Here is a 26515-nt window from a genome sequence, read left to right as displayed (position 1 = left end):
GGCGATTGCCTCTCTCGCCTCAGATCCCCGTCCGGCCGTCAATCCCCGGAGTAACGCTCCTCAAGCCAGGGATCGCCGCGCATGTGATACCCGTTACGCTCCCAGAAGCCGGCCTCGTCACCGGCTCGAAAATCGATGCGGGTCAACCACTTCGCGCTCTTCCAGAAATAGAGATGCGGCACGACGAGCCGCATGGGCCCACCATGGGTACGGCTGATCGGTTGCCCCTCCCATTCCGTGGCGAGGATCGCATGCTCCGAGGCAAAATCGGCGAGTGGAAGATTGGTCGTATAGCCGTCGTAACTCGTCAGCATCACATGGGTTGCTTCCGGTTTCGGCATGACCAGATCGAGCAGGTCGTGCGTCAGCACGCCTTGCCAACGGTTGTCGTAGCGCGACCAGGTGGTGACGCAGTGAATGTCGGAGAGGCTGTCGCGCTGCGGCAAGGCCTTGAACGCTGGCCAATCCAGCGACAGGCGCTGTTCGACGAGGCCGGTCACATCAAGGCGCCAGCGCTCCACGCCGATCGCAGGCTGCTGCCCAAGGTCGAGCACCGGCCAATCCCTGACGAGGTGTTGGCCTGGTGGCAACCGTTCATCCTCAGGTCGGGCCACATGCCCGGTGAGAAACTTGCCCGCCGCCGCCCAGCGCCGCTTCGTCGTGGTCAGCTTGGTTTCCGTTGAGCGCTCGTCTTCAGTCATCGCATCCTACTCCGGTCTGCCGGATTAGAAGACCCGTCGCGGTTCCCGTCAAGCGTCAGGCGCAGGGATCGCCGTTATGGCAGGACAATGCGGACCGCCGCCTGCGTCTCCTTCAACAGCGGCAGATAGCGCTCGACCATCTCGGCAGCCGGCACATGGGCGGCAGGCGCCCCGATGTTGAGCGCCGCGACGGTCTGGTTGCGATCGTTTAAGAGCGGGACGGCGATGGAGCATAGGCCAATCTCCAACTCCTGGTCGATGATCGCATAACCCTGGTGACGAACGCGGCCGATCTCGGCCATCAGCTCTTCCGGGTCGGTTCTCGTGTGAGGCGTGTTGGCCTTGAGGTCGGAGCGGGCGAGCACGTCCCTCGCCTGCACCTCCGGCAGTGCGGCAAGCCACACGCGGCCCATCGAGGCGCAATAGGCGGGTAGACGCGAGCCCGGCATCAGACTGATCGACATCACCCGTTTCTGCGACGCGCGAGCGATGTAGACGATTTCGGTGCCGTCGAGCACGGAGGCGGAGGCGCTCTGCCCGGCCCGCTCCGAAAGCTGGTCGAGGTAGGGCTGGACGATCGCCGGCAAGGGCGTCGCCGAGAGATAGGCGTGCCCGAGCCGCATGATCTTCGGCGTCAGCGAAAAGAATTTCCCGTCATAGTCGGCGTAGCCGAGTTCCGAGAGCGTCAACAGCGAGCGGCGGACGGTCGCCCGGTCGAGGCCGGTGATCCTGGCTGCCTCGGTGATCGTCAACTTCTGCTGGGTTTCGCCAAACGCCTCGATGACTGTCAGGCCGCGGGCAAAACCACTGACGAAATCGGTTTCTCTCATCGTCCATCCTCAACTCATTGCCATTCATCCTGTGCGATATGCGAACAAATGTCAAATATCGCACAAAATGTTTGACGTCCTCGGTTTTTGAGAGCCTATTTCAGGCCACTACGGGCAAGAAAAGGCCCTTGCTTGCCGACGCCGAGATGACGTTGCCGGGCATTAGGCCCACCAGCACTTCACCAACCGGCTGCACAAAACGTGCGCCCGCCGACAGGCGGCAACGCTCAGATCAGAAGAGAGGAAACATGGCGAAGATCGTTTCGCTCGCCGAGGCCATCAGCGAGAATGTCAGGGATGGCGACACCGTCGCCATGGAAGGCTTCACCCATCTGATCCCCTATGCCGCCGGGCACGAGGTGATCCGCCAGGGGCGCAAGGACCTGTTCCTCGTGCGCATGACGCCGGACATCCTCTATGACCAGCTGATCGGCGTTGGCGCTGCCCGTGGCATGAAATTCTCCTGGGGCGGCAATCCCGGCGTCGGCTCCCTGCACCGCTTCCGCGATGCGGTTGAAAACCAATGGCCGCGGCCGCTCGAAATCGAAGAACATTCCCATGCGGCGATGGCCAATGCCTATGAGGCAGGTGCGGCCAACCTGCCGTTTGCGATGCTGCGCGGCTATATCGGCGCCGATCTGCCGAAGGTCAACGCCAATATCAAGTCCGTCACCTGCCCCTTCACGTCAGAAGTGCTCGCAGCCGTTCCGGCAATCCGGCCGGATGTGACCATAATCCATGCTCAGCGCGCCGACCGGAAAGGCAACGTTCTCATCGAAGGCATCGTCGGCGTACAGAAGGAGGCGGTTCTCGCCGCCAAGCGCTCGATCGTCACCGTTGAGGAGATCGTCGACGAGCTGGCGCCTCCTTCGCCCAATTCGGTCGTCCTACCGAGCTGGGCGGTCACCGCCGTCAGCCATGTCCCGGGCGGTGCCTTCCCGTCCTACGCCCACGGCTACTATCCACGCTCGAACGCCTTCTACATCGGCTGGGACGACATCGCCCGCGACCGCGACAGCTTTAGCGCCTGGATCAAGGAAAACGTGCTGGACGCCGGGCCGAAAGACTTTGCACGACACGCTGGCGGCAAGCCGGCGAAGGCCGCTTAAGGAGGCGATGATGACGGATTTCTCCCCCACCGAAATGATGACTATCGCCGCCTCGCGCGAACTTTCCAACGACGACGTCTGCTTTGTCGGCATAGGCGCACCGTCGGCCGCCTGCAACGTGGCGCGACTGACCCACGCGCCGGATATCACCCTGATCTACGAAAGCGGAACCGTCGGCACCAGGCCGGACGTTCTGCCGCTGTCGATCGGCGACGGCGAGCTTTGCGATACGGCCCTTTTCACCGTCTCGGTGCCGGAAATGTTTCGCTACTGGCTCCAGGGCGGCCGCATCACCACCGGGTTTCTCGGCGGCGCGCAGATCGATAAATTTGCCAACCTCAACACCACGGTCGTCGGACCGTACGACCATCCGAAGGTCCGTCTACCGGGCGGCGGCGGCGCGCCGGAAATCGCGTCGAATTGCGGTCGCATCTTCATCACAATGGCACTCTCCAAGCGCGGGTTCGTCGAAAAGCTGCCCTTCATCACCTCGATGGGCCACGGCGAAGGCGGCGACCATCGCGAACGGTTGGGCATGAAGACCAAGGGGCCGACCCGCGTTATCACCGACCTCTGCATTCTCGAGCCCGACCCCACCACCAAGGAACTGACGGTGGTTTCCATCCATGACGGAGTAACGCGCGAGCAGATCGTCGACAATTGCGGCTGGCCGATCAAGTTCGCCGACCAGGTCATCGCGACCCCGGTGCCGAACGAGGTCGAACTGACGACGCTTCGCGACATCAATGCGCGCACCAAGAAGGCCCACCAGGGCGACAAGGAGGCCGCGTGATGGCTGACGCCTATATCTGTGATTACATCCGCACGCCGATCGGGCGCTTCGGCGGCGCGCTGTCGTCGGTCCGGGCAGACGACCTCGGCGCCATTCCGCTGAAGGCGCTGATCGAACGCAACCCGTCGCTCGACTGGGAAGCGGTCGATGACGTCATCTTCGGCTGCGCCAACCAGGCCGGTGAAGACAACCGTAACGTCGCGCGCATGTCGTTGCTGCTCGCCGGGCTGCCGGCAAGCGTGACGGGTACGACGATCAACCGCCTCTGCGGTTCGGGCATGGATGCGGTGATCTCGGCTGCACGCGCCATCAAGGCGGGCGAAGCCGAGCTGATGATATCAGGTGGCGTCGAGAGCATGTCACGCGCACCCTTTGTCATGCCGAAGGCGGAGAGCGCCTTTTCGCGCAGCGCCGAGATCCATGACACCACCATTGGCTGGCGCTTCGTCAACCCGCTGATGAAGAAGCAATATGGCGTCGATTCCATGCCGGAGACCGGCGAAAACGTCGCCGAGGATTTCAAGGTAAGCAGGCAGGACCAGGACGCCTTTGCACTGCGCAGCCAGGCGAAGGCCGCAGCAGCTCAAGCAAACGGCCGGCTTGCCAAGGAGATTGTTGCCATCACCATCCCCCAGCGCAAGGGCGAGCCGACGACAGTCGAGAAGGACGAGCATCCGCGTGCGACGACGATGGAGGCGCTTGCCAAGCTCGGCACGCCCTTCAGGAAAGAAGGCGGGACGGTCACTGCCGGCAATGCCTCCGGCGTCAATGACGGAGCTGCAGCGCTTATCATCGCCTCGGAGGCGGCAGCGAAGAAATATGGCCTGAGGCCAATCGCCCGGATCCTCGGCGGCGCGACTGCCGGCGTGGCACCACGGATCATGGGCTTCGGCCCGGCCCCGGCCTCGAAAAAATTGATGGCGCGTCTCGGCCTGACGCAGGAACAGTTCGATGTCATCGAACTCAACGAGGCCTTCGCCTCGCAGGGGCTGGCGACACTGCGCGATCTCGGGATTGCCGACGACGACGGTCGCGTCAACCGCAACGGCGGCGCAATTGCCCTTGGTCACCCGCTCGGCATGTCCGGCGCCCGCATCACCGGGACGGCGGCACTGGAGTTGGCCGAGACGGGTGGACGTTACAGCCTCTCGACGATGTGCATCGGCGTCGGCCAGGGCATCGCGGTGGCGCTCGAGCGGGTCTGAATATAGACGGGCAAAGGTGTGTGGCCGGTCTCACGATAGCGACACGCCCAGACCGAGCGCAGTTCGGGAGCCGTCCGATGACGGCTCCCCTTTTCATTCACACGGTCTCTTCGTCGCGCTGCGCCACGAAGATCAGCACCAGCAGGATGGTGATGAAGAAGCGGAAGGCATCGGGAACGCCGTTCCATTGCTTCGACATCCACATGCCGAACCATTCACCACCCACCGACATGAAGCCGACCTGCCACACGAGAAAGCCGAGCGTCAGGCCTGATATCGTTACGGTCTTCGCCCGGTTGAACTCGCGCGCGCCACCGTTGAGGTTCGTCGCCAGCCGGTAGGCGCCGAGCCAGCAAAGCAATGCCGTCAGCGCCTCGGCCGCGATGATCGCGACGTAGAACAGGTTGTGCAGTGCCGGGCTGGTGATCGCACGGTACTTGATCGCCGCATCAGGGAAGATCGTATCCATCATCATCACATGCTGGACGAAGGCGAAGTTCGTCGCGTAGTCGGTGATGTTGCCGAAGGCGACGAGCGTCGAAAACAAGGCGATAGCAGCGACGGCTGCGGTTTTGGCAATTCGAATGATTTTCATGTCTCGTACTCCTGTCCACTGCCGGCACACCCAAAATCCGGGCCGAATCCTACCGGCATCAGTCCAGCCATAGCCCGCGGCAGCGCAGAACGGGGCTGCAACATGCCTCTTCCACAACTTGCAGGATGATGCATATGCACCCCGGCGGCAACGCCCGCTGAACACGCAGCGGCCCTTGCCCTTCCCTGCTGTCTTGACTTCAGTTACGGAATATAACATAACCATTTAGTTCTAAAACTTATCGGTTATGTTGATGACCCCATCTGAACGCCTCGACGCCACCTTTTCCGCCCTCGCCGATCCGACACGGCGCGCCATCCTTGCCCGCCTGGCGCTGGGCGAGGCATCGGTTCTCGAACTTGCCGAACCCTTCGCCATGAGCCAGCCGGCGGTGTCGAAGCACCTGAAGGTGCTGGAGCGCGCCGGGCTGGTTTCGCGCAGCCGCGAAGCGCAGCGCCGTCCCTGCCGGATCGAGATCGATCCACTCACCGAGGCGACCGACTGGCTGGCGGAATATCGCAAGCTTTGGGAAGCGAATTTTGCCCGTCTCGACACACTGCTTGAGGAATTGAAGGCCGACGCCGCGGCTCACGGATCGGCTGGTAACCCCACCGATTTCACCACTAGGGAGGACTGACATGCGTGCAACGTCCAACAAACTCGTCGTCATCGCCCACGGCGACCGCGAAATTCGCATCATCCGCACGTTTGACGCGCCGCGCCGACTGGTTTTCGACGCCTTCACCAAACCGGCGCTCGTCAAGCGCTGGCTGACTGGCCCGGACGGCTGGTCGCTGCCCGTCTGCGAAATCGACCTGCGACCCGGCGGAACGTTTCGCTATGTCTGGAAGAACACTGAGGGCACGGAGATGGGCATGGGCGGCACCTATCGCGAGATCGATGCGCCGGACCGGATCGTCCATGAGGAACTCTTCGACGAGGATTGGACCGGCGGCCGGACTGAAGTGACGACCCATTTTGTGGAGGATGGCGGGCGCACCACGGTGACGACGGCTGTCGTCTACTCCTCGACGGAGGCGCGCGATGCGGTACTCAAGTCACCGATGGAGAGCGGTATTGCGATCGGCTACGACCGCCTCGAGGGCATTCTTGCCTCCGAACCAGTGAAATAGTCATGGAATGACCATGGGCGGAGTGATCCGCCCATGGTCCAACTCTCATTCCGTCCAGATCGCGACGTCAACGGGAGCGAGCTTGCGGCCGCCGACATGGAAGGTCGCGCCAGTGCCGGCTGGCACGTCGGCCGCCTCCTTGCCGTAGTTGAAGGCGAAGTTCAGCTTGCCGCGGCGGGTGATGCGCAGATCGCCGAGATCGGCAAGCGCTTCGACCGAAGCCCAGCCCAGCGCATCGTTGATCACCTTCTTGAGCAGGTCACCCTGGGCAGCCGCCGCCATATAACGCGCCTTGTCGTTGCCGACGAGGGCCGGGGCACCATTGCGGTACTCGCCTTCGAAAGTCGCCAGCACCGTCTCGCTGGTGCGCACCGTCTCCCGCCAGATGCCGGACGGATAGGTCTCGTTGCCGTAAAGTACGGTCTCGCCATGGAACTCCGGCAAGGATTCGACGCGAGCGACGCTGATATCGATAAGGGCTGCAAGCGGACCAGGCGGCAAACCCTCAGGGATGTGCATGTCCTCGGTCTTGCTGCCACTACGCGGTCCGAACAACACCTTGGCCTCAGACTTCGCCAGCTTCTCGACAAAGGCCTGGTTGGCGATGACGAGGTCTGGCGCCAGCACCAGCTGGTAGCCGTCGAGATCGGAATGCTGGCCGATGAAATCGACGTCGACGCCGAGGCGCGAGACGGTCGAGTACCAGTCGAGCGCAGACGCTGCAGCCGAATAAGTCCGCCCCTGCGGCAAGGCGCGGGTTGCCCAGCGCGAGTTGTAGTCGAGCAGGATTGCGACCTTGGCCTTGCCGCGCGCCTCGCCCTTCGGCAGGCGCTTCATCTCTTCCACCACCTGCGCGACTTCGAGATAGCCCTGGTCGGGCTCGCTGTTGGGAAGCAGCAGGCCGGCATGGAACTGCTCCTGCGCAAACGGCACCTGCCGCCAGCGGAAATAGGAGACCATGTCGACACCATGCGCATAGGCAAGCCAGGTCCAAAGCCGAACCATGCCATCGGCCGGCGACTGGTTGTGTGCCGCCCAGTTCACCGGGCCCGGTTGCTGCTCCATCACCCAGACGCGGCCGCGGCCGACGGTACGGTAGAGATCGTGGTTGAAGGCGGGCTGGTCCGGATCGCCGACGCGCAGGTAGCGACCCTTGTCCTCCCTCGAGAGGCGGCCGTTAAGAAGCCCCCCCATCGGATAGACGTCCCAGGAGGCGATATCGATGTCTTCTCCGACCTTGTAGTGATCGAAGTCGGTGTTGTGCGACATGAAGTTGTGCGTCACCGGGCGGCCCGGCGCATGGCCGCGGATGATGTCGACCTGCGCCTTGTTGAAGCTCTTCACCTGGTCGGACGAGAAGCGGATGAAGTCAACGATATGGGTCGGGCTCGGCTCCTCAACGAGATTGTTCGGCAGCTCGATTTCGTCGAAGCTGTTGTAGTTCATCGCCCAGAAAGCCGTGCCCCAGGCACGGTTTAACTCTTCGGTCGTGCCGTAGCGCTCGGCGAGCCACAGCCGGAAGGCCCGCTCGGCTTCTGAGGAATAGCTGTAGATCGTGTCGTGATCGCCATATTCGTTGTCCGTCTGCCAGGCATGGACGAAGGCGTGTCTGCCGTATCGCTCGGCCATGGCGTCGGTAATCCGGGCTGCCTCGACGCGGTAGACGCGGCTGGAGAAGCAATAGTGACGCCGAGCGCCGAACTTGCGCACGACACCGTTGACGTCGACAGGCAGGATATCGGGGTGCCGGTCGATCAGCCACTTCGGTGGCGCTGCGGTCGGTGTGCCCAGGATGAGCTTCAGGCCGGCGCTGCCGAGCACGTCGATCGCGTCATCCAGCCACTCCCAATGAAACTCGCCCGGCCGGGGTTCGATCTTCGCCCAGGCGAATTCGCCGATGCGTACCCAGGCGAGCCCGAGTTCGACCATGCGGCGGGCATCGTCTTCCCATTTTTCGCGCGGCCATTGCTCCGGATAGTAGCAGACGCCGAGTTCCAGCATGTCGGTCTCCTGCTTGTCGGCGTTGAAACGGTTCGGTCGCGTCAGGGGCATATGCAAGATCGGATCCTTCGTCATGCTTTCGGCCGGCTTTACCCGGCGCTTTGTCTTCGATGCGAGCGCCTTTGGGGATATAAACGTTTATATCATCCGGCGCAGTCGTGTGGTTGTCGTGTTCGGTCTCAGCGGTTCGGGGTCAGGCGGTCGTCGCAGCGCTCGATCAGCTTGGGCATCAGAAGCGTCTGCAGCGCTTCCGGCGGCTCACCCTCCATCCGGCGCAGGATGTAGGCACCGAGCAGGCTGCTCGGTTCGCTGATCGGCAGGTAGTAGGTGGTGATCGGCGGCGCAAAATACTGGCTGACGTTGAGATCGTCGGTGGCATTGATGACGGCGTCGCGGCCATGCACCAGCCCACGCTCGTGGAAGCCGGAGAAAGCGCCGAGCGCGGAGGCCTCATTGGCACAGATATAGGCGGTCGGCGGATTGGAAAGATCCGACATCGTCAGCACGTTTTCCCGCCCGAAAGCCGGCGTCAGCCGCCCATGCGCGACCAGAGCCGGGTCGAAGGGCAGACCGGCAACCTCAAGCGCACGCCTGTAGCTTTCAAACCGGGTGATGCCGTAGCTCAAATCCGACAACGGGTTGAGAAGGGCGATGCGGCGATGGCCGCGCTCCACCAGCCGCGCCATCGAGACGCGGATCATCTGCTCGTTGTCGGCATCGACATAGGCATGCGGCGCGTTGTGAACGCTGGTGCCATAGGTAACGAAGGGAAAGTCCGCCGCCTGCATCGTGCGGATGCGCGGGTCATCGGCGCGCGTGCCGGAGATGATGATGCCGTCGGCCTTCTTCAGCGAGACGATCTGCTTGATGATCGCCTGGCTTTCCTCGAAATTCCTGACAGCATAGAGCGAGACGCGGTAAGGGCTGTCTTCCAGCGCCCAGGAAATGCCGCTCAAGAGCTGGGCGTATTCGACGCCTTCCCACTCGTTCTGCTTCGGCCCCGGCGCCGTCATGATCGCGGCGACCTGATAGGTCTTGCCGGTGCGCAACTGCACGCCATGCATGTTGAGTTCGTAGCCGACCCGCTCTGCGGCCTCGATCACGATCGCGCGCGTTTCCGGGCGAACCTGAGGCGAATGCTTCAAGGCCTTGGACACGGTGGCAATCGACAGCCCCGTTTCCTGCGCAATGGTCTTGATCGTCGGTCTCTGCATGGCGTCTCGGCTCATCACGGGTTGTCGTCGCTGAGCGATGCCGCCAGCAGGAGGTAGACTGCGGATGTCCAGGCGAATGCCCGATCGCGAAGGCCCCTCCCCGACCGCGCATCGAAGTTTTCGGCCATACCGTTTTTGCTGGCCAGTGAACAGAACTTTTCCGCGATTTCGCGTGTCAGCTCAATCTCCCCTTGCCGGCGGAGACCGTCCCAGAGAAGCAATGTGGTCGGCGCCCAGATCGGTCCGCGCCAATAGCCGTCATCTTCGTAGAACGGGCTCTTCGGGCTTTCCGTCGCCGGACCCCAGGCGGTGATGAAGCCGCCAGAAACCAGACGGGCGACAAGCTTCTCGCGCATCTCGCTCGGCAGCCGCGCGCCCAGCAGCAGCGGCATGAACTGGATCAGGTTTTCGCCCGGCAAGATCCGGTCCGGCGCGCCCGCAAGCCGCGCGCCAAAAGTCTCGCCGGTCCAGAGCCGTTCGAACAGCAGCGCCTGCAGGGCATCCGCCTTGGCGTTCCATTCGGCGGCGCGCGCCGGATCGCTCTCCAGCAGGGTCGCAAGCGTCTCGCAGGCCAGAATGAGGAACACAGGTAAATCGGGCGAGATGACCGGGCCGCCTTCGGCAAAGAAGGTCGCATTGTCCCAGCCGCTGTCGTTGCCGTGGAAATAGCTCGGCAGCGACGTTGCATCGGCGCGGGCGCAGGTCAGCCAGTAGTCGACTTGCTTGGCGATCGCGTCGCGCAGATAGGCCTTGCGCTCAACGGTCAGGAAATCCGGATGCCGTGCCGCGATCAGCGACACTGCCCAGCCATGCACCGGCGGCTTGGTGAAAGCGAAGAGCACGTCGCGATCGTTGATATAGTCGGGCAACAGGCCGGAGGCGTCCTGGTGATCGAAGACCACAGCGAATTGGTCGAAGGCGAGATCCTGGTCGACCGCCGCCACACCCAGCGCAGAGAACGCGTTGTCCCAGCTCCAGATGTTGATCATGTGGTTCTTGGACATGTAGATCGACGGCCGCCTCAGCTGGCCGCCAACCGGCACGCCATTTGCCCACAGCAGATAGCTTGCCAGCCGATGCGCCTCGTCCTGGCCTTCAGCACCCTTCGGCACATTGGCATACCACTGTTCGAACTCGACAGTGGCGCCGGCAAGCGCATCCGTGAAGCTCTGAAGCGGCGCCGTCGGCGGCACGGTGTGAAAGAAATCGACATTGCCCTCGAACGGACCCTTGCCCGTAAACGCGAAGGAGACGTCGGCCGAGTGGTCGCGCTGCCAGGCGCCCGACACGTCGAGCGTGCCCGACACGGCACGGGGAATGAACTTGACGTTTTCGACGGCGGCAACCAGGCAATCGTCGCCCGAAGGCGTGCGATAGACATAGTCGTAGCGCGACCCCTCGAGATGGAAGCGCACGCCGGCGCTCTCACCGCTGATATGCAGCCGCTCGCCCTCACCGATGACGAAGGCCAGCGATCCCGCACCGACGCGCGCAACCAGCCGCTCCGGCGAAAGGTCGAAGGACGCCTTGACCGGCGTGCCCGTGGCATCGAGGAACTCGACGCGGCAAAGGCGCCCGAGCGACGGCCGTTCGTCGCCACCGGCAACGAAGCGCAGGTAGAGGGCGCGAGTGCCATCGCCGCCCGGCACTTTCATCATCGACAGCGTCAGAAACCGGCCCCTCCGGCTGAAGGGGATATGCTCGATATCGAACAGCATCGCTTATCCCTTCACCGACGATCCGACCGCGCCGTCCATGATGTAGCGCTGGGCGACGAAGAAGAGGGCGAGCGGCGGCAGGCAGAGGATCACCGTGATCGCGGCGATCGAGGTGACGTCGACCTCATGCAGGCCTTTGAACATCGAAAGCCCGAGCGTCAGCGTGTATTTCGACTGGTCGTTGAGGAAGATCAACGGGCCGAGATAGTCGTTCCAGGCGTTCATGAAATGGAAGGTGCCGACCAGCACAAGCGCCGGCATCATCAGCGGCAGATGGATGCGCCAGTAGATGTCGAAGGCGTTAGCGCCGTCCATGCGTGCCGCCTCGTCGATCTCCATCGGCACGGTCATGATGTACTGGCGCAGCAGGAAGACGAAGAAGGCATCGGCGAAATAGGCCGGCACGATCAGCGGCTTCAGCGTGTTGATCCAGCCGAGCATGTTGAATTCCATGTAGAGCGGAATCATCTTCACGTCCCACGGGATCATCATGGTGGCGAGCAGCACGATAAACAGCGGATCGCGACCGGGAAAGCGGAAGCGGGCGAAACCATAGGCAACCAGCGAGCTCGAGATCAGCTGCCCGATGGTCGAGAACACGACGACGATGAGCGAGTTGCTCAGATAGGTGCCGAAGGGCTGCTTGTTCCAGGCGGCCGCAAAGTTCTCCCAATGCCATTCCGACGGCCAGAACACCGGCGGGAACTGGTAGAGATCGGCGGTGCTTTTGATCGCCGTCATGAAGGTCCAGTAGAACGGCGCGATGAACAGGGCCGACAATAGGATAAGCGCGGAATAGAGCAGCGTCTTACGCATGGCCTTCTCCATCGTTCTGGCGGACTTCGCCTTCGTAATAGACCCAGGCGGCCGACCAGCGCATGACGCCGAGGCTGAGCGCGAGCACGATGATGAACATCACCCAGGAGCCGGCGGCGGCATAACCCATGTCGAAATACTTGAAGGCGTTGTCGTAGATATACATGGCAAAGAAATAGGTGGAGCCGAGCGGGCCGCCCTTGGTCAGGAGCAGGGCGATGGTCAGCTGCTGGAAAGCGGAAATGATCGAGGTGATGAAGGTGAAGAGCAGCATCGGCCCGAGCATCGGCAAGGTGATGAACAGCATCTGCGCCCAGCCGGGAACGCCCGACACGGTCGCTGCCTCGTAAAGTTCCTTCGGGATGGCTTTGAGGCCGGTCAGGAGGATCAGCATGGTGCCGCCGAGACCCCAGAGGCTGGCGATGATGATCGCGACGATCGCGAGATTCGGATCGCCGAGCCAGTTCGGTCCGTCGATGCCGACGAACGACAGCATGAAGTTCAGAAGGCCGTATTCCTTGCTGTAGATCCAGCTCCAGATCGTCACCAGTGCGACGCCGGAAATGACGCTCGGCAGATAGAAGGCCGTGCGAAAGAAGCCACTGGCAAAGGTGATGTTGTGCAGCATCAAGGCCAGCAGGAACGACATGACGATGTTGAACGGCACGTAGATCGCCGCGAACTTCACCGTGATCCAGAGGCTCTCCCAGAACTGCGGGTCGTCCATTATCATCGTGCGGTAGTTACCGAGACCGACGAAGGTCCGCTCACCGACGACGGGCCAGTCGTAGAAGCTCATCGTCAGCGAAAAGACCAGCGGTCCGAGCGTGAAGAACAGGAACCCGAGGATCCACGGGGAGATGAACAGATAGGGCGCGGCATGGCGCGCGATGGCGGAGCGCTTGCGCCTTGCCACCTTGGGCTCTGCCCCGGTATAGGTCATATCCATCTCCCCGTACTCCCTTTGCTTACTTGATCAGCCGCTTGGAACGGCTGACGGCATCGTCGAGATGCTGCTTGGCGTTGCCCTGGTCGATCATAGTTGCCTCGATGGCGCGCGCGAGATTGTCCTGGACCTTGCCCCAGTTGGCGTTCTTCAGGAACGCATGGGTTTCGGAGTTGGAGGTCGCGAGAATATCGAAGAACGGCTTGTAGATCGGATCCGCGGTCATGCCCTTCTCTTGCGCAACGCTGGTGCGCACCGGCAGGTCGTTGGTCCGCATGGCAACGGCTTCAGGCGACGAGAAGAACTTGACGAACTCCCAGGCGAGGTCCGGATGGGCTGCATCCTTGGCGATGGAGATCGCCGACACGCCAAGCGCGGAATGGGCGGTCTTGTCGCCGAACTTCGGCAGCGGTGCCACGCCGTACTTGATGCCTGACGCGTCGATACCGGACTTCGACCACATGGCGCTCTGGAACATGGCGATCTTGCCGCCCTTGAACAGCGTGCTGCCCGAGGTGTCGTCACCAAGGTTGAGCGTGATCGCTTCCTGCTTCTTGGCCATGTCACCGAACATGTCGAGGACTTGAGCAGCTGCATCGCTGTTCATGTAGCCGTCGATCTGCTTGCCGTCGTCGGAGATATACTTGGTACCGTTCGACCAGAGGAACTGTTCGAAGTCGTAAGGATCGGGCTTGGCATCGACGGCGAAGCCGTAGACCTTGTTCGGCTCGTCACGAAACTTCGCAGCCTTTGCGCGCAGGTCGTCCCAGGTCCAGCCGTCCTTCGGCTCCTCGACACCGGCCTTGGCGAACATGTCCTTGTTGTAGAAGACGACCTGGGTGGTGAAGCCCGAGGGCATGCCGTAGGTCTTGCCCTCGACGCGGGTGGTGTTCATCAGGCCCTTGGGGAAATCGTCCGGCTTTATATCGGCAGCGTCCTTGGCGATCAGGTCGTCGAGCGGCATCAGCGACGTGTAGTACTGCGGGAAGTTCCACATATACATGACATCAGGCGGGCTACCGGCGCCGAAAGCGGCGATCAGCTTCTGATCGTAGCCGTCAGCGTAGGGTTCGACCTGAACCTTCACGCCCGGGTGCTTTTCCTCGAACTTCTTGGCGATTGCCTGCTGGATCGCCAGGCTCTCGTCCGTGTCCCAGGTGGCAAAGCGCAAGGTCTCCTCCGCGCGGGCCGTGGCAACGCCGGCCATCGCCAATACCATGAGCGAACCGATGAGCGACTTCGTCTTGTTCTGCATGCTTCTCCTCCTCATTCGGGTCACGCGACCCTTTTGCTTTTTTCCTGATTGATCAGCATCTGCGTCTCGGGATCGAGCGCCCGCGCAATCGCCTTGCCGTCGGCATCGAACAGGTGGCAATGCTCAGGCGGAATGCGCAGATGGATGCGCTCGCGGTTGGCAACCGGATGCGTGCCACGCACGACCGCGGTCATGTCGGAGCCGTTCTCAAGGCCGATGTGAACGTGGCTTTCGGTGCCGAGACGTTCAACCAGACGGACATCGCCAACCAGATGGGCTTCCTCGGGCGAAACCAGCTCGAGCTTGTCCGGCCGAATGCCGATCGTCACCGGCTTGTCCTTGGCGACGACGGTCGAAGACAGCGTTTCGAGCGTCAGGTCCCGCACCAGGCCCCCACCCGAAAGCGTCAACTCCGAGCGGTCCTGGCGAACCACGTTCGCAGTGACGAAATTCATCCTCGGCGAGCCGATGAAGCCGGCAACGAACAGGTTGGCCGGCTGGTAGAACAGTTCGAGCGGCGTGCCAAACTGGCTGACCTTGCCCTTGTCAAGCACGACGACGCGGTCGGACAGCGTCATCGCCTCGACCTGATCGTGGGTGACGTAGATCATCGTGACGCCAAGGCGTTCATGCAGGGCCGCGAGCTCGACGCGCATGGTCACGCGCAGGCCGGCATCGAGGTTCGACAACGGCTCGTCGAGCAGGAACAGTTTTGGCTCGCGCACGATCGCGCGGCCGATGGCGACGCGCTGGCGTTGGCCGCCGGAAAGCTGCCGGGGTTTGCGGTGCAGAAGCTCGGAGATGCGCAGGATATCGGCGGCGTTGTTGACGCGGCGATCGATCTCGTCGCGCTTCATGCCGTTCAGCGCCAGACCGAACGACAGGTTCTTGCGCACGTTCATATGGGGATAGAGCGCGTAATTCTGGAAGACCATGGCGATATCGCGCTTGGCCGAGCGCAGATCGGTGATATCGCGATCGCCCAGATGGATCGAACCGGAATCGAGCTCCTCAAGACCGGCGATCGACCGCAGGAGCGTACTTTTGCCGCAACCGGATGGCCCGAGAAAGCAGACGAACTCGCCGTCGGCGATATCGAGATTGATGCCCTTCAAGACTTCGAGCGAACCAAAGCCTTTGCGCAGATTTTCAATACGGATAGCTGCCAACGGGCCCTCCCCTGATGGCGAACATTGCGACAGTCGGCTCGATAGTCACCTGCCGTACGTTCGTGTTAAACGTTTATATGGACGATAAAAACGTTTAACTTCGTTGTAAAGGGAAAAAATTGGCACTCAGGAAATTGCTGTGCACGATAAGAGCGGTCAAATGCGATACGGCCGGTTGATGACCGGCCGTATCGCATTTTGATCAAGGGCTTAGGCGCCCGAGCGTCTCGTCGAGAGCCTCGAGGAAATAATCACAATCCTTGGCGCTGAATGGCGCCGGTGGCTTCACCTTCAGCACGTTGTGATGCGGCCCCTCGCTGCTCAAGAGTATCCGGTGCTTGCGCTTCATTTCGGCAATGATGAAATCAAGCTCGCTTGCCGCCGGCTCCAGCGTCTCGCGGTCACGCACCAGTTCGATGCCGTTGAAGAGACCGTAGCCGCGCACATCGCCGATGATGGCATGGCGCTTGGCCAGCGCCCGGGCGCCCTCCATCAGCCTGATGCCGACGACCTGGCAATGGTGCATCAACCGCTCGTCGCGAATGACGTCGAGCACCGCAAGTCCGATCTCGGCAGAGACCGGATTGCCGCCGAAGGTGTTGAAATACTCCATGCCATTTGCAAAGGATGCGGCAATCGCCTCGGTGGTGACGACGGCCGCCATCGGGTGCCCATTGCCGATCGGCTTGCCCATGGTGACGATATCCGGGACCACCCCTTGCGTCTGGTGCGCCCACATATGGCTGCCGACGCGGCCGAAGCCGACCTGCACTTCGTCGGCAAGGCACAGGCCGCCGGCGGCGCGCACATGGGCATAGGCTTCGCGCAGATAGCCTTCCGGCAATGTCAGCTGCCCGCCCGTTCCCAGAATGCCCTCGCTGAAGAACAGCGCCGGGCGGCGGCCGTTGGCGGCGAGCGCCAGCACCTGGTTGCGTACGTCGTCGGCATATTTGCGGCCGGCGTCCGCATCGCCGTAGCGATAACGGCCGCGATAGAGATCCGGCATTTCCGCAACCTGCACATGTGCCGGACGCCCCTCGCCGCCTTTGCCGGCAAACTTATAGGGGCTGACGTCGATCATGCTTGAGAGATGGCCGTGATAGGCGTGATCCACGGTGATGACGTCGCGGTTGCCGGTGTAGGCGCGCGCCAGTCGGAGCGCCAGATCGTTGGCCTCGCTGCCGGAATTCACGAAGAAGCAGACGTTGAGCGGATCGGGAAACAGCGCGGCGAGCCGCCTCGAATATTCAACCAGCGTATCGTGCAGATAACGGGAGTTGGTGTTGAGCTTGCCCATCTGCGCCTGTGCCGCCTTGACCACGCGCGGATGGCAGTGACCGACGTGGCAGACGTTGTTGACCATGTCGAGCCAACGGGTGCCATCCTCGTCGATCAGGTGGGCGCCTTCGCCGCCGACGATCTTCAGCGGTGCGGCGCTATAGGCGATGCTGAGCGAACGACCGATGCGGCGATGGCGCTCGCGCACGAGAAAGTCCTTTTCGCGCGCGACGATGACGGCGGCCGGGACCGGTAGACCAAGCACGACGCTCGGATCGGGGCTTATCTCCCGCCAGACCTGCCATTGATCGCGCACACCGACGCCGAACATGCGCCCCCCAAGCCCGAGATGGTCGGTCACCAGCTGGAAATGCAGATGCGGCGCCCAGTTGCCGTTTTCTTCGGATGCGCCAAGCGCCGCAAAGCTTTCGCCCCTGGCGACAGGCTGGCCGATCGCCAACGTCGCGAGTGTCTCGCGCGACAGATGGCCGTAGAGCGTCCAGAAGATGTCGCCGGTATCAGTGATATGTTCCAAAAGCACAGTCGGGCCGAAACCGAAGGCGACGGCATCGTCGTGAAGGAAGGCGACCTTGCCGGCGAATGGTGCATGCACCGACTCACCCGCCGGTGCGAAGAGGTCGACGCCGAGATGGATCGAACGGCGTTCATCGGAAATCGCCGTTTCATAGGCGTCGCCCCGATAGATCCCGCGATCCTCGCCATAGACGCCGATGCCGAAATCGGCATTCTGCTCGCGGATAAAGGCCGCGATCCGCGCCTCAGCCGCCTGGGCATCCAATACCGCCCATTGCTCAGCCTCGGAACTGGAGGCGGAGAAATCGAAGACGGCGACTTGCGGCTTTGCGACGGCCGGCTTGACGATGGCCGAGAAATCGTGGGCATTCCGCTCCAGCCAGGCCATGACGTCAGCCGCATGCGCCACCGGCGCAAAGCCGCAGGCGTCACGGATGCGGGCAATAGCGACAGCGCGGTTCTCGCGTTCCAGGCGCTGAAGCTCGCGCCAGACGTCGTCCTGGCTGACAAGCAGGTAGGTGTTCTCAGGATTTTCGCGGATCTGCTTGGCCGCCATGCACATGCTGACGGCGTAGCGTGTGCGAACGAGGTCGAAGATCAGTCCTGCTTCGGTCTCGCTGATTGCATTTACTCTGTGATATGCGCCGGTGAGTGCGCCGATCGTGCCGACCGCATCCCTGGCGCCGATCAGCGAATAGGCTGCAGCGACGGCAATCTCAACCACGCGCCAGGTCTCGACCATATCGCCGAAATCGAGCAGGCCGCTGACGTGCCCCTCGTTGTCCAGCAGCACGTTATAGTCGTTGGCGTCGTTGTGAATGACCTGCCGCGGGCAGGCCTGGAGGCTTGGAAGGACGAATGCAGCGAACCGTTCGAAGATCGCGCGCACCGCAGCTTGCTTGTCGGCGCCATCGATCAGGTCCACATGCTGCAGATGCATGTCGGCACGGCCGATATCCCAGGCATAGACGCGCTTCGTGCCAGCGTGGACAAAACTCTCAAGGCTTCGGTCGAGCCGGCCGAGCAGATCCCCAAGCGTCTCTGCGCTGGCCAAACCGCGTGTCGCGGATTTCGCCCAGATATCGCCTGGGAGCCAGGTGAGCAGCCGAGCGGTACGCTCGCCGCGCACGACGACATTCACCGTCGACACTCCATTGCGGACCAGAACCGGCCGCGAGACAGACAGATCAGGCGCCGTTGTCGCGAGGTGGCCGAGCACCGCAACCTGCATGCCGAGGTCGTCGGCATCATCAGGTGCATGCAGCTTCAGCAGATACTGCTCGCCGTCTTGCGCGCGGACGCGGTAGTTGAGGTCGTGCTCGCCGGGAAGCGGTGAGACATCCCCTTCAATACCGTAGGCCTCGACGAGCAATGCGCGGATCGCCGCCAGTTCCTGCTCTGCCTTCAAATCATTCTGTGTCATGCCTGCTGCTCGTCCCGTCACCATGAAATCCGTCGTCCGTCGTAGCCGCGGAAGCTGCCGCTATCGGCCATGTCCGCTCCATCGATCATTGTCTTCAAGCCGGCTGCACTCGTCGCCACAGGCACCTGTGCCTCATCGCCGCCCATGTCGGTCTTCACCCAGCCGGGATGCAGCGACAGGACGGTGATGCCATCCTTGCGAAGATCCTGTGCCAGCTTCACCGTCGCCATATTCAAGGCCGCTTTCGAGCAGCGGTAGGCGTAGTCACCGTCATCATCGTCGAGCGTGCCTTCGGCAAGCGACCCGGCGCGGCTGGAGATGTTGGCGACAACCCGGCTTTCTCCCGCCAGAAGGTTTGCCCGCAGGGCCTGCACCAGCAGCAAGGGAGCGAGCGCGTTGATGCGCATCACCTCGACGAAGTCGCCTCCGTCGAGCGTCGAAAGCCCACCCGTATCGCCGCGGATACCGGCATTGTTGATCAGGACGTCGATCGCCACGCCTTCGAGTGTCCTGCCGAGGGCCGTAATCGACGCGGGGTCGGAGACGTCGAGCGACTGCGTTTCTATACCGCCATCGACAGACGCCGACCCACGGACGCAGGCAATGACGCGCCAACCGTCGGCCTCATAAAGTGTCGCCAGTTCGCGGCCGAGGCCACGCGAGGCGCCGGTGATCAGGACCGTCCGGCGCTCCCGCTCCCCCAAGCTATCGATGCTTGATGTCATATTTTCTCTCGACCATGTTCACGAGGCTCGCCGCGGCAAGCGTCAGGAAGATGTAGAAGATCGCCGCGGAGTTATAGGGCGCGAACGGCAGGAAGCTCGCCGACTGGAACTCGCGCATGCGCTGGGTGATATCGCGGATCGACAGGATCGACAGCAGCGAAGTGTCCTTGAGGATGGCGATCAGCTCGTTGCCGAGCGGCGGAATGATGATCCGGAATGCCTGCGGCAGGATGACAAGCCGCGCTGTCTGCCAGCGATTAAGGCCGATGCTGCGCGCCGCCTCGACCTGGCCAACCGGAATGGCGTTGATGCCGGAGCGGAAGATTTCGGCGAGATAGGCGGAATAGGCAAGCGCCATGGCGACGATGCCGCGCACCAGGTTGGGCGGATCGAGCACGCCCTGCGTGGCGTCCTTCAACGCGCCGCTCAGCGGTAGGCCGACATAGAGCACGATCACCAGCATCGGAATGCCGCGAATGGTATCGACGATGAATTCCGAGCCAATCGCCAGCGGATGGCGCTGGTGCAGATAGCCGCCGAAGGTCAAAAGCCCGAGGATGATCGCAAGCACGGCGATGGTGATGCCGGTCGCGCGGTCGCGATCGTTCAGCGCCTCGGTTTTCCAAAGCACCGGGAGATCGGCGGGCGCAGTGGCGGCAGGCAACAAGGCGGCACTGACGCCCTCGTTCTTCGCGATCGAGGCAAGCGCCTCTGTCGGGCCGACGAAGGTGCGCACCGGCGTCTCCGTCTGCGGCGCGCCCTCATACTGCCCGAAGCGCACGGCGCTGATCAGACCCGCCGGCGTGTTGGTGACGATGCCGACCTTGCCTTGAAGCGTGCCGGCGAGCACGTAGGTGTCGCGCGACTGCAGCAGGAACCATCCGGCCACAAGCGCGAGGACCAGTGTGGCCACGGCGAAGTGGAGACTGGTGCGCACCGTCGAGTGCAATTGCAGGAGGCCGACCCAGACGAGGCCCAGCACCGCGGCCAGAATATAGGCAGCAATCGCCTCGCGGATGGTGGTCGCCACGCCGGCGGCAAAGGCGATATGGGCGAAGAAGAACACGAAGATCAGGCCGGCGCCGTTGACGACGCCGAGGATCCAGCGCCCCACCCGCCGCAACGGGCTGTCGACCGGTTCGTCGGCACGCGCGCCCGCGAAAAACAGTCCAAGGCCGAGAAGGGTCAAAAGCAGGTAGGCTGGAAACAGCCAGGCCTCGACGCCTCGCACCCACAGATCGGCCGCCTCCGTCAGTTGGCGTGGCGTCACGCCCTTGACGATCAGGTCCGATTTGAACGCATCGACGCCGTTTGCCACCACCGACGCGATGAAGGGGTGAATGTTATGTCCGAGCGTCAGGACAGCTGCTGCCGCGACGTTGAGCACGGCAGCCGCCACCGCCCATTTCGGGCGGCTCGCCTTCGGCCGCGAAAACAGGAGAACGCACAGCCCCGCCGAAAAAGCGATCGCCAGCGCCAGGAAGCCGGGCACGAAGGCCGACGATCCGTTCTCGACGCCAAGAATGGCGCGAAGCGACCGCTGGTAGTCTCCGGAGGACACGAAGAGATAGATGATGAAAGGCAGCGCGGTCAGGATGATGAGATTGCTCGGACGCACGCTTCTCAGGAACGACATTCATTCCTCCGGGGTATCGAATGGAACAGGCTGTGATCCCGGAGCACCTATGGCGCTCCGGGGACATTGCGGACGGTTTACTTCAGGCCCCAGTACTTGTTGACCAGCTGGTCGAGCGTGCCGTCGTCCTTGATCATCTTCAGGCCTTCGTTGAAGGCGGCAATGTTCTCGTCGCCCTTGCGGAAGACGAGACCGAGCGGATCGGATTCAAGATCCTTGATCGCCACCACCAGTTCGCCGGCAAATTCGCGCTCGTAGGCCGCTGCATTGGCACCATTGATGACGACGCCGTCGACGTCCTTGTTCTTGAGCGCGATGATCGCAGCGCTGAACGTGTCATAGGCGGCGACGTTCTCCTTGCCGACGACACTCTCGGCCACCTGCGCGTCGGTGGTGTTCGCCTGGGCAGACAACTTCCTGCCGGCGTCCTTGAAGCGTTCGAGCGTGATGTCCTGGTCTTCGACACGCATCAGCACCGCCTGGCTGTTGACGATGTAGGGATCGGAGAAATCCATCGCCTTCTTGCGTTCCTCGGTGATCGAGACGCCCGATGCGACCAGGTCGAAATTGCCCTGATCGAGGGCCGCGAAGATGCCGTCCCAGCCGGTGGTGATGAACTCCGCCTGGCAGTTGATCTTGGCGCAGACCGCATTGACCACATCGACGTCAAAGCCGACGATCTGGCCGGTTGCGGGATCGACGCTTTCCATCGGCGGCGAGGTCGTGTCGGACCCCACCTTGAGCAATTTGCCGCCGAGATCGGCGGCGTGGGACACGCTTGCGGAAAGGGCTGCAAAGGTCAGCGCAATGATCAGTTTTTTCATGGTTCTCCTCCTTGGGTGGTAAAAACTCAGGCCAGTCTGCCGCCGAGATTGTCCGGCTGTCGTTCGATCAGCGTTGGCCTGAAGACCTGCCTGAGCGCCTTCGGGTCCTCGCCCTCCATGCGCTTCAACAGGAACTGTCCGAGGGTCCGTCCAAGGACCTCGATCGGTTGGTAGAATGTGGTGATTGGTGGGGTAAAATAGGCGCTGACGTTGATGTCGTCATAGGCGATGACATCGACATCGACGCCCACCTGCCTTCCGAGGCTGCCGAGCCCCGAAAGCACGCCGAGCGTCGTCGATTCGTTGATGCAGACAAAGGCGGTCGGCGGCTCGGCTGCCTGCAAAAGGTCGATCACGCTCTGCCGGCCGAAATGGGTGGAAAGGTCACCTTCGACAATCAGATCGGCAGACGCGGCAATCCCCGCCTCGCGGAAGGCGCGAGCGAAGCCGTCCAACCTGTCCATCGCATAGGAGAACCGGCGTTCTGGATTGACGAGCGCGATGCGGCGATGGCCGCCGGCGATCAGCCGCGCGGTCGCAGCATGGGCCGCCCATTCGTTGTCGATATCGACATGGGCGTAGTCCAGATCCTTGCGGCAACGTCCCATCGAGACGAATGGGAAATGATGATCGACCAGCAGATCGATGCGCGGGTCGTCGGCAAGAATGCCCGAAAAAATCAAGCCGTCGGCAAGCCCCTGATCGACGATGCGGCGAGCGGCTTCAGCACCGTCGGCAGCATCGCGGATGACGTGCACGGACATGCGGTAGTCAGTACCATCAAGTGCCTGACTGACGCCGCTCAAGATCTGCGTATATTCGACACCGTCCCACTCGTAGTCGCGCGCGGCCGTCACCGGCATCAGCACGGCCGCCTGAAAGCTCTTTCCGGTACGAAGCGCCATGCCGCGCGCGTTCGCCTGATAACCGACGTCGCGCGCCGCCTTGAAGATGAGGTCGCGGGTCACGGGCGCAACGACAGGCGATTCCCTGAGCGCTTTTGAGATGGTTGCTATGGAATAGCCGGTGATCTCGGCCAGCGTCTTGATCGTTGGCGCCGGTGCCCGCCGGGTTTTATGCATATGCGCTGCCATGCACCCTCCCAGGCCCTTGGCTCACTCTTCACATATGCGTAACAGCCAATAAAAACGTTTTCAAGAAAAATAAAAACGTTTTTATTTTGACGTGGGGAGAAGTTCTACCGCGCAAGAACGTTCGGTCACAGGGACCGACCATAGACCTGCGCACCAGCGCGAGCGGGACGATGATTGGTGACGAACAGTGGAGGCAGGCCGCGCGGCGCGCGCCCTGGAACCGCCCCCTCAACCTGATCGTTGGCGCGGCACAACAAATCCGACGCGCATGAAAAAGGCCGCGCAGCACTCGCTTCGCGGCCTCTTATTGAACAATACCCTGCGCCCTACATGCGCATTCTCAATCCATGTCGTCGCTGTCAGGCGTAACCGCATGGTCGCGATTTCCGTGGATGATCTCGCGCTTGCCGACATGGTTGGCCGCACCCACCAGGCCTTCCTTCTCCATGCGCTCGACGAGCGATGCGGCACGGTTGTAGCCGATCCCCAGACGCCGCTGGATGTAGGAGGTCGAGCACTTCTTGTCGCGCAGCACCACCTTGACGGCCTGGTCGTAGAGTTCGTTGCCGTCCTCCGAGGCGATAGCCGTCTTGTCGAAAACGGCGCCCTGCTCTTCCGCGGGCTCTTCTTCCTCTTCGTCCGCGGTGACGGTTTCAAGGTATTCAGGCCGGCCTTGGGTCTTCAGATGGGCGACGACATGTTCCACTTCCTGGTCCGAAACGAACGGACCATGGACACGGGCAATCCGCCCGCCACCCTGCATGTGCAGCATGTCGCCCTGGCCGAGCAGTTGTTCGGCACCCTGTTCGCCAAGGATGGTGCGGCTGTCGATCTTCGAGGTCACCTGGAAGGAGATGCGGGTGGGGAAGTTGGCCTTGATCGTGCCGGTGATCACATCGACCGAAGGCCGCTGCGTCGCCATGATCAGGTGGATACCGGCAGCACGCGCCATCTGCGCCAGCCGCTGGATCGCCCCTTCGATCTCCTTGCCGGCGACCATCATCAGGTCGGCCATCTCGTCGACGATGACGACGATATAGGGCATCGGCGCCAGATCCATTTCCTGCTGCTCGAACAGCGCCTCGCCGGTGCCCTTCTCGAAGCCGGCCGGGACCGTGCACATCACCGGCTCGCCCTTTTCGCGGGCAGCGGCGGCGCGCTGGTTGTAGCCGTCGATGTTGCGAACGCCGAGGCGCGACATCTTGCGATAGCGGTCCTCCATTTCGCGCACCGCCCACTTCAGCGCCATGACGGCCTTCTTCGGATCGGTGACGACGGGCGTCAGCAGGTGCGGGATACCGTCATAAACGGAGAGTTCCAGCATCTTCGGATCGACCATGATCAGGCGGCATTCTTCCGGCTTCAACCGGTAGAGCAGCGACAGGATCATCGTGTTGATCGCCACCGACTTGCCCGAGCCGGTGGTGCCGGCGACGAGCAGATGCGGCATCTTGGCGAGTTCGGCGATGACGGGTTCGCCGCCGATCGTCTTGCCGAGGCACAGCGCCAGCTTGCAGTTGGTCTTGCGGAAATCGACGGATTCGATCAGCTCGCGGAAATAGACGGTTTCGCGGGTCGCATTCGGCAGTTCGATGCCGATGACGTTGCGCCCGGGGACAACCGCGACACGGGCCGACAGCGCCGACATCGAGCGGGCGATGTCATCGGCCAGATTGATCACGCGCGAAGATTTGACGCCGGGTGCCGGCTCGAATTCGTAGAGCGTGACGACCGGGCCGGGCCGGACGTGGATGATCTCGCCGCGCACGCCGAAATCTTCGAGCACGCTTTCGAGGAGCCCTGCATTCTGCTCGAGTTGCTCCTGCGACATGAAGAAGCCCCGCCCTTCCGGCGGCTCTTGCAACAGATCCTGCGACGGGAACTCATAGCCGTCGGCCTGAGAGAAACGCTCGGTGACGCCGATCGGCGGCAGCATCGACGGTGCGCGCGAGACCTGCGCAGGCATGGTGATCGCCGCCTTGGAGACAGTCGTAACCGTACGAACCGGCTCTTCTTCGGGCATCAGTGTGGTGATTTCGGCCGGTTCGATGACAACAGGCGGAACCGATGCGATTTCAGACGGCACGATCACGGGTGCTGGCGCATCGCGAACAGGTTCGACCGAGACCGGTTCTACCGGCGCCATCTCCACAGCAGCAGGCATCGATGGGGTAACGGCCGCAGGACGGCATTCGACGACGCGGAAAAGCGACGTGATCGCCGTTGGCGGCATACGCCTGATTTCAACGGCCTTGATGGGGGCCGCGTTCGAAGCCGGTACCGACACGAAGGGAGCGGGCGCAAAGGAGACCGGCGCTGCGGTCTCGACGAAAGGCTTCGGCTGCGCAGTTGCCGCGTCGGCCGGTTCGTCATCCCCGGTGGATGGACCAAATTCGAAGAAGGCGAAGTCAGACAGGAATGACATGCGCGTGTCGGTCGGGCGCTCTGTCGTGGGGTCTGCAGGTTCGGCGATCGCCAGCGGCTCGACGGTTATCGACGGTAGCGTAATCGCCACAGGCGCTTCGTCGACGGTCGGGGCCGGCTGAGTCGCAACATCAGCAATAGCAACTGCATTGGCGGCCTCTGCCTTGGATGCAGACGACCAATGCGGAAGCTGGCTCGTGAGCACGCGCAGCAGCTCGGACGGGCTGTAGGATGGCAGAGCCGGCTCCGGCGCGGGCACGGGCGCAGCGAAGATCACTGGCGCTTCGGCCGGCACAGCAACCTCGACGGTCACCGGGGCCACCTCGTTGGCCATCGGCGCGACCTCGACTGCTGCAATCTCGGCAACGACGGTTTCAACCGGCGCGCAGTTTTCTTCGGCTATCGCTTCGCTCTCGCTGTCCGAAGGCGCGCGGCGCTTGGTAAATTCGCGTTCCGGCGTGCGGGTGAAGCGGACATTGGGCGCCAGGAAGAAATGGCTCTCCCAGGTCGAATCGCCGTAGTGGCCGGCGATCTCCGACAGGGTCGGCAGCGGCTCGTCGGTCGACGTCGTCACCTGGGCGGGCGCATAGGCCGTGCCCTGACCATAGAGACGGGCCGCGCGGCCGACATGTGCCGTCGCATCGGATTGCAGGTTGGCGGGTCTGCGAGGCGCGGCAGGCGCCTCGTACAGCTGGTAGGGATCGACGGGTTCCACGTCATGGGTGGGCATATCGCTCAACGCACCGTCCTGCGGATCGTCATAGTAATCCGCCTGGTTTGCATCATGCAAAGCTGCCTGAGAGAAGTTTGTCCTGGGAATACGCATGGGTCCTGGAAGAGCTAGAGACATCGCCGAGGGGCCTGCTAAGCGATAGAAAATGAAGGTTAACAAGTCCCTTCCAACGGCCGCGCGAAAGACGTCCGGCGCGCCGCTCAACCCGGCAAAACAGCCGCTGAAACGCCCGCAATCCCCATCCCGCCCAAGGGCATCGCGCCATTCTGTCGCTGACGGCATGGGGTCGAAAATATTTCTTCCGGATCCCCATTCTGGGACGCTCCGGCATAGCGGGGCGAGCCGCTTCAGTCGGAGAC

21 protein-coding genes are annotated in these 26515 nt (G+C 62.5%); 5 read left to right on the top strand and 16 right to left on the bottom strand.

Annotation, left to right across the window (positions count from 1 at the left end):
- Positions 1-38: 38 nt before the first annotated feature.
- Together AC07UR_RS07975 and AC07UR_RS07970 are read right to left on the bottom strand one after the other, a co-directional pair.
- Positions 39-701, bottom strand: a complete 663-nt coding sequence (locus tag AC07UR_RS07975) for a sulfite oxidase-like oxidoreductase (RefSeq protein ID WP_209789567.1) — start codon at positions 699-701, stop codon at positions 39-41.
- Positions 702-775: 74 nt separating this feature from the next.
- The gene (locus AC07UR_RS07970) at positions 776-1531 is read right to left on the bottom strand and encodes an IclR family transcriptional regulator (RefSeq protein WP_209789566.1); all 756 of its coding nucleotides are present in this window, start codon (positions 1529-1531) and stop codon (positions 776-778) included.
- A gap of 248 nt (positions 1532-1779) precedes the next feature.
- Between AC07UR_RS07970 and AC07UR_RS07965 the strand changes: the two genes are divergently transcribed.
- Genes AC07UR_RS07965 through pcaF form a run of 3 tightly spaced genes read left to right on the top strand, consistent with a single transcriptional unit; the run spans position 1780 to position 4638 of the window.
- Positions 1780-2640 carry a CoA transferase subunit A gene (locus AC07UR_RS07965; protein WP_209789565.1) on the top strand — a complete coding sequence of 287 codons (861 nt, stop codon included), beginning with the start codon at positions 1780-1782 and terminating at the stop codon, positions 2638-2640.
- 10 nt (positions 2641-2650) lie between these two features.
- A complete protein-coding gene (locus AC07UR_RS07960) occupies positions 2651-3433 on the top strand; it encodes a CoA-transferase subunit beta (protein WP_209789564.1) in 783 nt (260 codons plus the stop codon).
- On the top strand, positions 3433-4638 hold the full coding sequence (gene pcaF, locus AC07UR_RS07955) for a 3-oxoadipyl-CoA thiolase (protein ID WP_209789563.1): 1206 nt from the start codon (positions 3433-3435) through the stop codon (positions 4636-4638). Before AC07UR_RS07960 ends, pcaF begins: the two co-directional genes overlap by 1 nt.
- A 97-nt stretch (positions 4639-4735) precedes the next feature.
- On the opposite strand, the gene AC07UR_RS07950 is transcribed toward pcaF, so the two are convergent.
- On the bottom strand, positions 4736-5233 hold the full coding sequence (locus AC07UR_RS07950; RefSeq protein WP_209789562.1) for a DUF2165 family protein: 498 nt from the start codon (positions 5231-5233) through the stop codon (positions 4736-4738).
- 253 nt (positions 5234-5486) lie between these two features.
- Here AC07UR_RS07950 and AC07UR_RS07945 point away from each other — a divergent pair, with 253 nt between their 5' ends.
- On the top strand, positions 5487-5870 hold the full coding sequence (locus AC07UR_RS07945) for an ArsR/SmtB family transcription factor (protein ID WP_209789561.1): 384 nt from the start codon (positions 5487-5489) through the stop codon (positions 5868-5870).
- A 1-nt stretch (position 5871) separates the two neighbouring features.
- Positions 5872-6366, top strand: a complete 495-nt coding sequence (locus tag AC07UR_RS07940; RefSeq protein ID WP_173421813.1) for an SRPBCC family protein — start codon at positions 5872-5874, stop codon at positions 6364-6366.
- A gap of 45 nt (positions 6367-6411) precedes the next feature.
- On the opposite strand, the gene AC07UR_RS07935 is transcribed toward AC07UR_RS07940, so the two are convergent.
- The 13 genes from AC07UR_RS07935 to AC07UR_RS07875 all read right to left on the bottom strand — a co-directional run bounded on the left by AC07UR_RS07935 (position 6412) and on the right by AC07UR_RS07875 (position 26249).
- Entirely contained in the window at positions 6412-8424 is a 2013-nt protein-coding gene (locus AC07UR_RS07935; RefSeq protein ID WP_209789560.1) for a beta-galactosidase, read from the bottom strand.
- Between the two features lie 122 nt (positions 8425-8546).
- The gene (locus tag AC07UR_RS07930) at positions 8547-9581 is read right to left on the bottom strand and encodes a LacI family DNA-binding transcriptional regulator (protein WP_209789559.1); all 1035 of its coding nucleotides are present in this window, start codon (positions 9579-9581) and stop codon (positions 8547-8549) included.
- A gap of 14 nt (positions 9582-9595) precedes the next feature.
- Positions 9596-11299: an amylo-alpha-1,6-glucosidase gene (locus tag AC07UR_RS07925; RefSeq protein ID WP_209789558.1), complete on the bottom strand. Its 1704-nt coding sequence runs from the start codon at positions 11297-11299 to the stop codon at positions 9596-9598.
- A gap of 3 nt (positions 11300-11302) precedes the next feature.
- Entirely contained in the window at positions 11303-12115 is an 813-nt protein-coding gene (locus tag AC07UR_RS07920) for a carbohydrate ABC transporter permease (protein WP_209789557.1), read from the bottom strand.
- Complete coding sequence (locus AC07UR_RS07915; RefSeq protein WP_209789556.1) at positions 12108-13064, bottom strand: carbohydrate ABC transporter permease; 957 nt, start codon at positions 13062-13064, stop codon at positions 12108-12110. Before AC07UR_RS07915 ends, AC07UR_RS07920 begins: the two co-directional genes overlap by 8 nt.
- Positions 13065-13083: 19 nt before the next feature.
- Positions 13084-14316: an ABC transporter substrate-binding protein gene (locus AC07UR_RS07910; protein ID WP_209789555.1), complete on the bottom strand. Its 1233-nt coding sequence runs from the start codon at positions 14314-14316 to the stop codon at positions 13084-13086.
- A 20-nt stretch (positions 14317-14336) separates the two neighbouring features.
- Positions 14337-15485: an ABC transporter ATP-binding protein gene (locus AC07UR_RS07905; protein WP_173421807.1), complete on the bottom strand. Its 1149-nt coding sequence runs from the start codon at positions 15483-15485 to the stop codon at positions 14337-14339.
- A gap of 202 nt (positions 15486-15687) precedes the next feature.
- Positions 15688-18720 (bottom strand): aminotransferase class III-fold pyridoxal phosphate-dependent enzyme, encoded by a 3033-nt coding sequence (locus AC07UR_RS07900; protein WP_209789554.1) that lies wholly within the window; start codon positions 18718-18720, stop codon positions 15688-15690.
- Between the two features lie 17 nt (positions 18721-18737).
- Positions 18738-19445, bottom strand: coding sequence for an SDR family oxidoreductase (locus AC07UR_RS07895; protein ID WP_173421805.1), 708 nt, complete (start codon positions 19443-19445; stop codon positions 18738-18740).
- Positions 19426-21081: an amino acid ABC transporter permease gene (locus AC07UR_RS07890; protein ID WP_494700023.1), complete on the bottom strand. Its 1656-nt coding sequence runs from the start codon at positions 21079-21081 to the stop codon at positions 19426-19428. The genes AC07UR_RS07895 and AC07UR_RS07890 overlap by 20 nt, the downstream gene beginning before the upstream one ends.
- A gap of 77 nt (positions 21082-21158) precedes the next feature.
- Positions 21159-21905, bottom strand: coding sequence for a transporter substrate-binding domain-containing protein (locus AC07UR_RS07885; RefSeq protein WP_112811258.1), 747 nt, complete (start codon positions 21903-21905; stop codon positions 21159-21161).
- Positions 21906-21931: 26 nt separating this feature from the next.
- Positions 21932-22999, bottom strand: a complete 1068-nt coding sequence (locus AC07UR_RS07880; protein ID WP_234941688.1) for a LacI family transcriptional regulator — start codon at positions 22997-22999, stop codon at positions 21932-21934.
- A 340-nt stretch (positions 23000-23339) separates the two neighbouring features.
- Complete coding sequence (locus AC07UR_RS07875) at positions 23340-26249, bottom strand: DNA translocase FtsK (RefSeq protein WP_209789552.1); 2910 nt, start codon at positions 26247-26249, stop codon at positions 23340-23342.
- Positions 26250-26515 lie beyond the last annotated feature (266 nt).

This window comes from Ensifer sp. GW821-FHT05G01 (assembly GCF_059419585.1).
This window is presented reverse-complemented; position numbering and strand designations above follow the sequence as displayed.

What these genes read in the sequence shown, in the direction of transcription:
- AC07UR_RS07875 (WP_209789552.1), bottom strand. Translation starts at nt 26,249, where the DNA reads ATGCGTATTCCCAGGACAAACTTCTCTCAGGCAGCTTTGCATGATGCA.
- AC07UR_RS07885 (WP_112811258.1), bottom strand. Translation starts at nt 21,905, where the DNA reads ATGAAAAAACTGATCATTGCGCTGACCTTTGCAGCCCTTTCCGCAAGC.
- AC07UR_RS07960 (WP_209789564.1), top strand. Translation starts at nt 2,651, where the DNA reads ATGACGGATTTCTCCCCCACCGAAATGATGACTATCGCCGCCTCGCGC.
- AC07UR_RS07915 (WP_209789556.1), bottom strand. Translation starts at nt 13,064, where the DNA reads ATGGATATGACCTATACCGGGGCAGAGCCCAAGGTGGCAAGGCGCAAG.
- AC07UR_RS07940 (WP_173421813.1), top strand. Translation starts at nt 5,872, where the DNA reads ATGCGTGCAACGTCCAACAAACTCGTCGTCATCGCCCACGGCGACCGC.
- AC07UR_RS07900 (WP_209789554.1), bottom strand. Translation starts at nt 18,720, where the DNA reads ATGACACAGAATGATTTGAAGGCAGAGCAGGAACTGGCGGCGATCCGC.
- AC07UR_RS07975 (WP_209789567.1), bottom strand. Translation starts at nt 701, where the DNA reads ATGACTGAAGACGAGCGCTCAACGGAAACCAAGCTGACCACGACGAAG.
- AC07UR_RS07965 (WP_209789565.1), top strand. Translation starts at nt 1,780, where the DNA reads ATGGCGAAGATCGTTTCGCTCGCCGAGGCCATCAGCGAGAATGTCAGG.
- AC07UR_RS07930 (WP_209789559.1), bottom strand. Translation starts at nt 9,581, where the DNA reads ATGCAGAGACCGACGATCAAGACCATTGCGCAGGAAACGGGGCTGTCG.
- AC07UR_RS07925 (WP_209789558.1), bottom strand. Translation starts at nt 11,299, where the DNA reads ATGCTGTTCGATATCGAGCATATCCCCTTCAGCCGGAGGGGCCGGTTT.
- AC07UR_RS07880 (WP_234941688.1), bottom strand. Translation starts at nt 22,999, where the DNA reads ATGGCAGCGCATATGCATAAAACCCGGCGGGCACCGGCGCCAACGATC.
- AC07UR_RS07945 (WP_209789561.1), top strand. Translation starts at nt 5,487, where the DNA reads ATGACCCCATCTGAACGCCTCGACGCCACCTTTTCCGCCCTCGCCGAT.
- pcaF (WP_209789563.1), top strand. Translation starts at nt 3,433, where the DNA reads ATGGCTGACGCCTATATCTGTGATTACATCCGCACGCCGATCGGGCGC.
- AC07UR_RS07890 (WP_494700023.1), bottom strand. Translation starts at nt 21,081, where the DNA reads ATGTCGTTCCTGAGAAGCGTGCGTCCGAGCAATCTCATCATCCTGACC.
- AC07UR_RS07970 (WP_209789566.1), bottom strand. Translation starts at nt 1,531, where the DNA reads ATGAGAGAAACCGATTTCGTCAGTGGTTTTGCCCGCGGCCTGACAGTC.
- AC07UR_RS07895 (WP_173421805.1), bottom strand. Translation starts at nt 19,445, where the DNA reads ATGACATCAAGCATCGATAGCTTGGGGGAGCGGGAGCGCCGGACGGTC.
- AC07UR_RS07950 (WP_209789562.1), bottom strand. Translation starts at nt 5,233, where the DNA reads ATGAAAATCATTCGAATTGCCAAAACCGCAGCCGTCGCTGCTATCGCC.
- AC07UR_RS07910 (WP_209789555.1), bottom strand. Translation starts at nt 14,316, where the DNA reads ATGCAGAACAAGACGAAGTCGCTCATCGGTTCGCTCATGGTATTGGCG.
- AC07UR_RS07920 (WP_209789557.1), bottom strand. Translation starts at nt 12,115, where the DNA reads ATGCGTAAGACGCTGCTCTATTCCGCGCTTATCCTATTGTCGGCCCTG.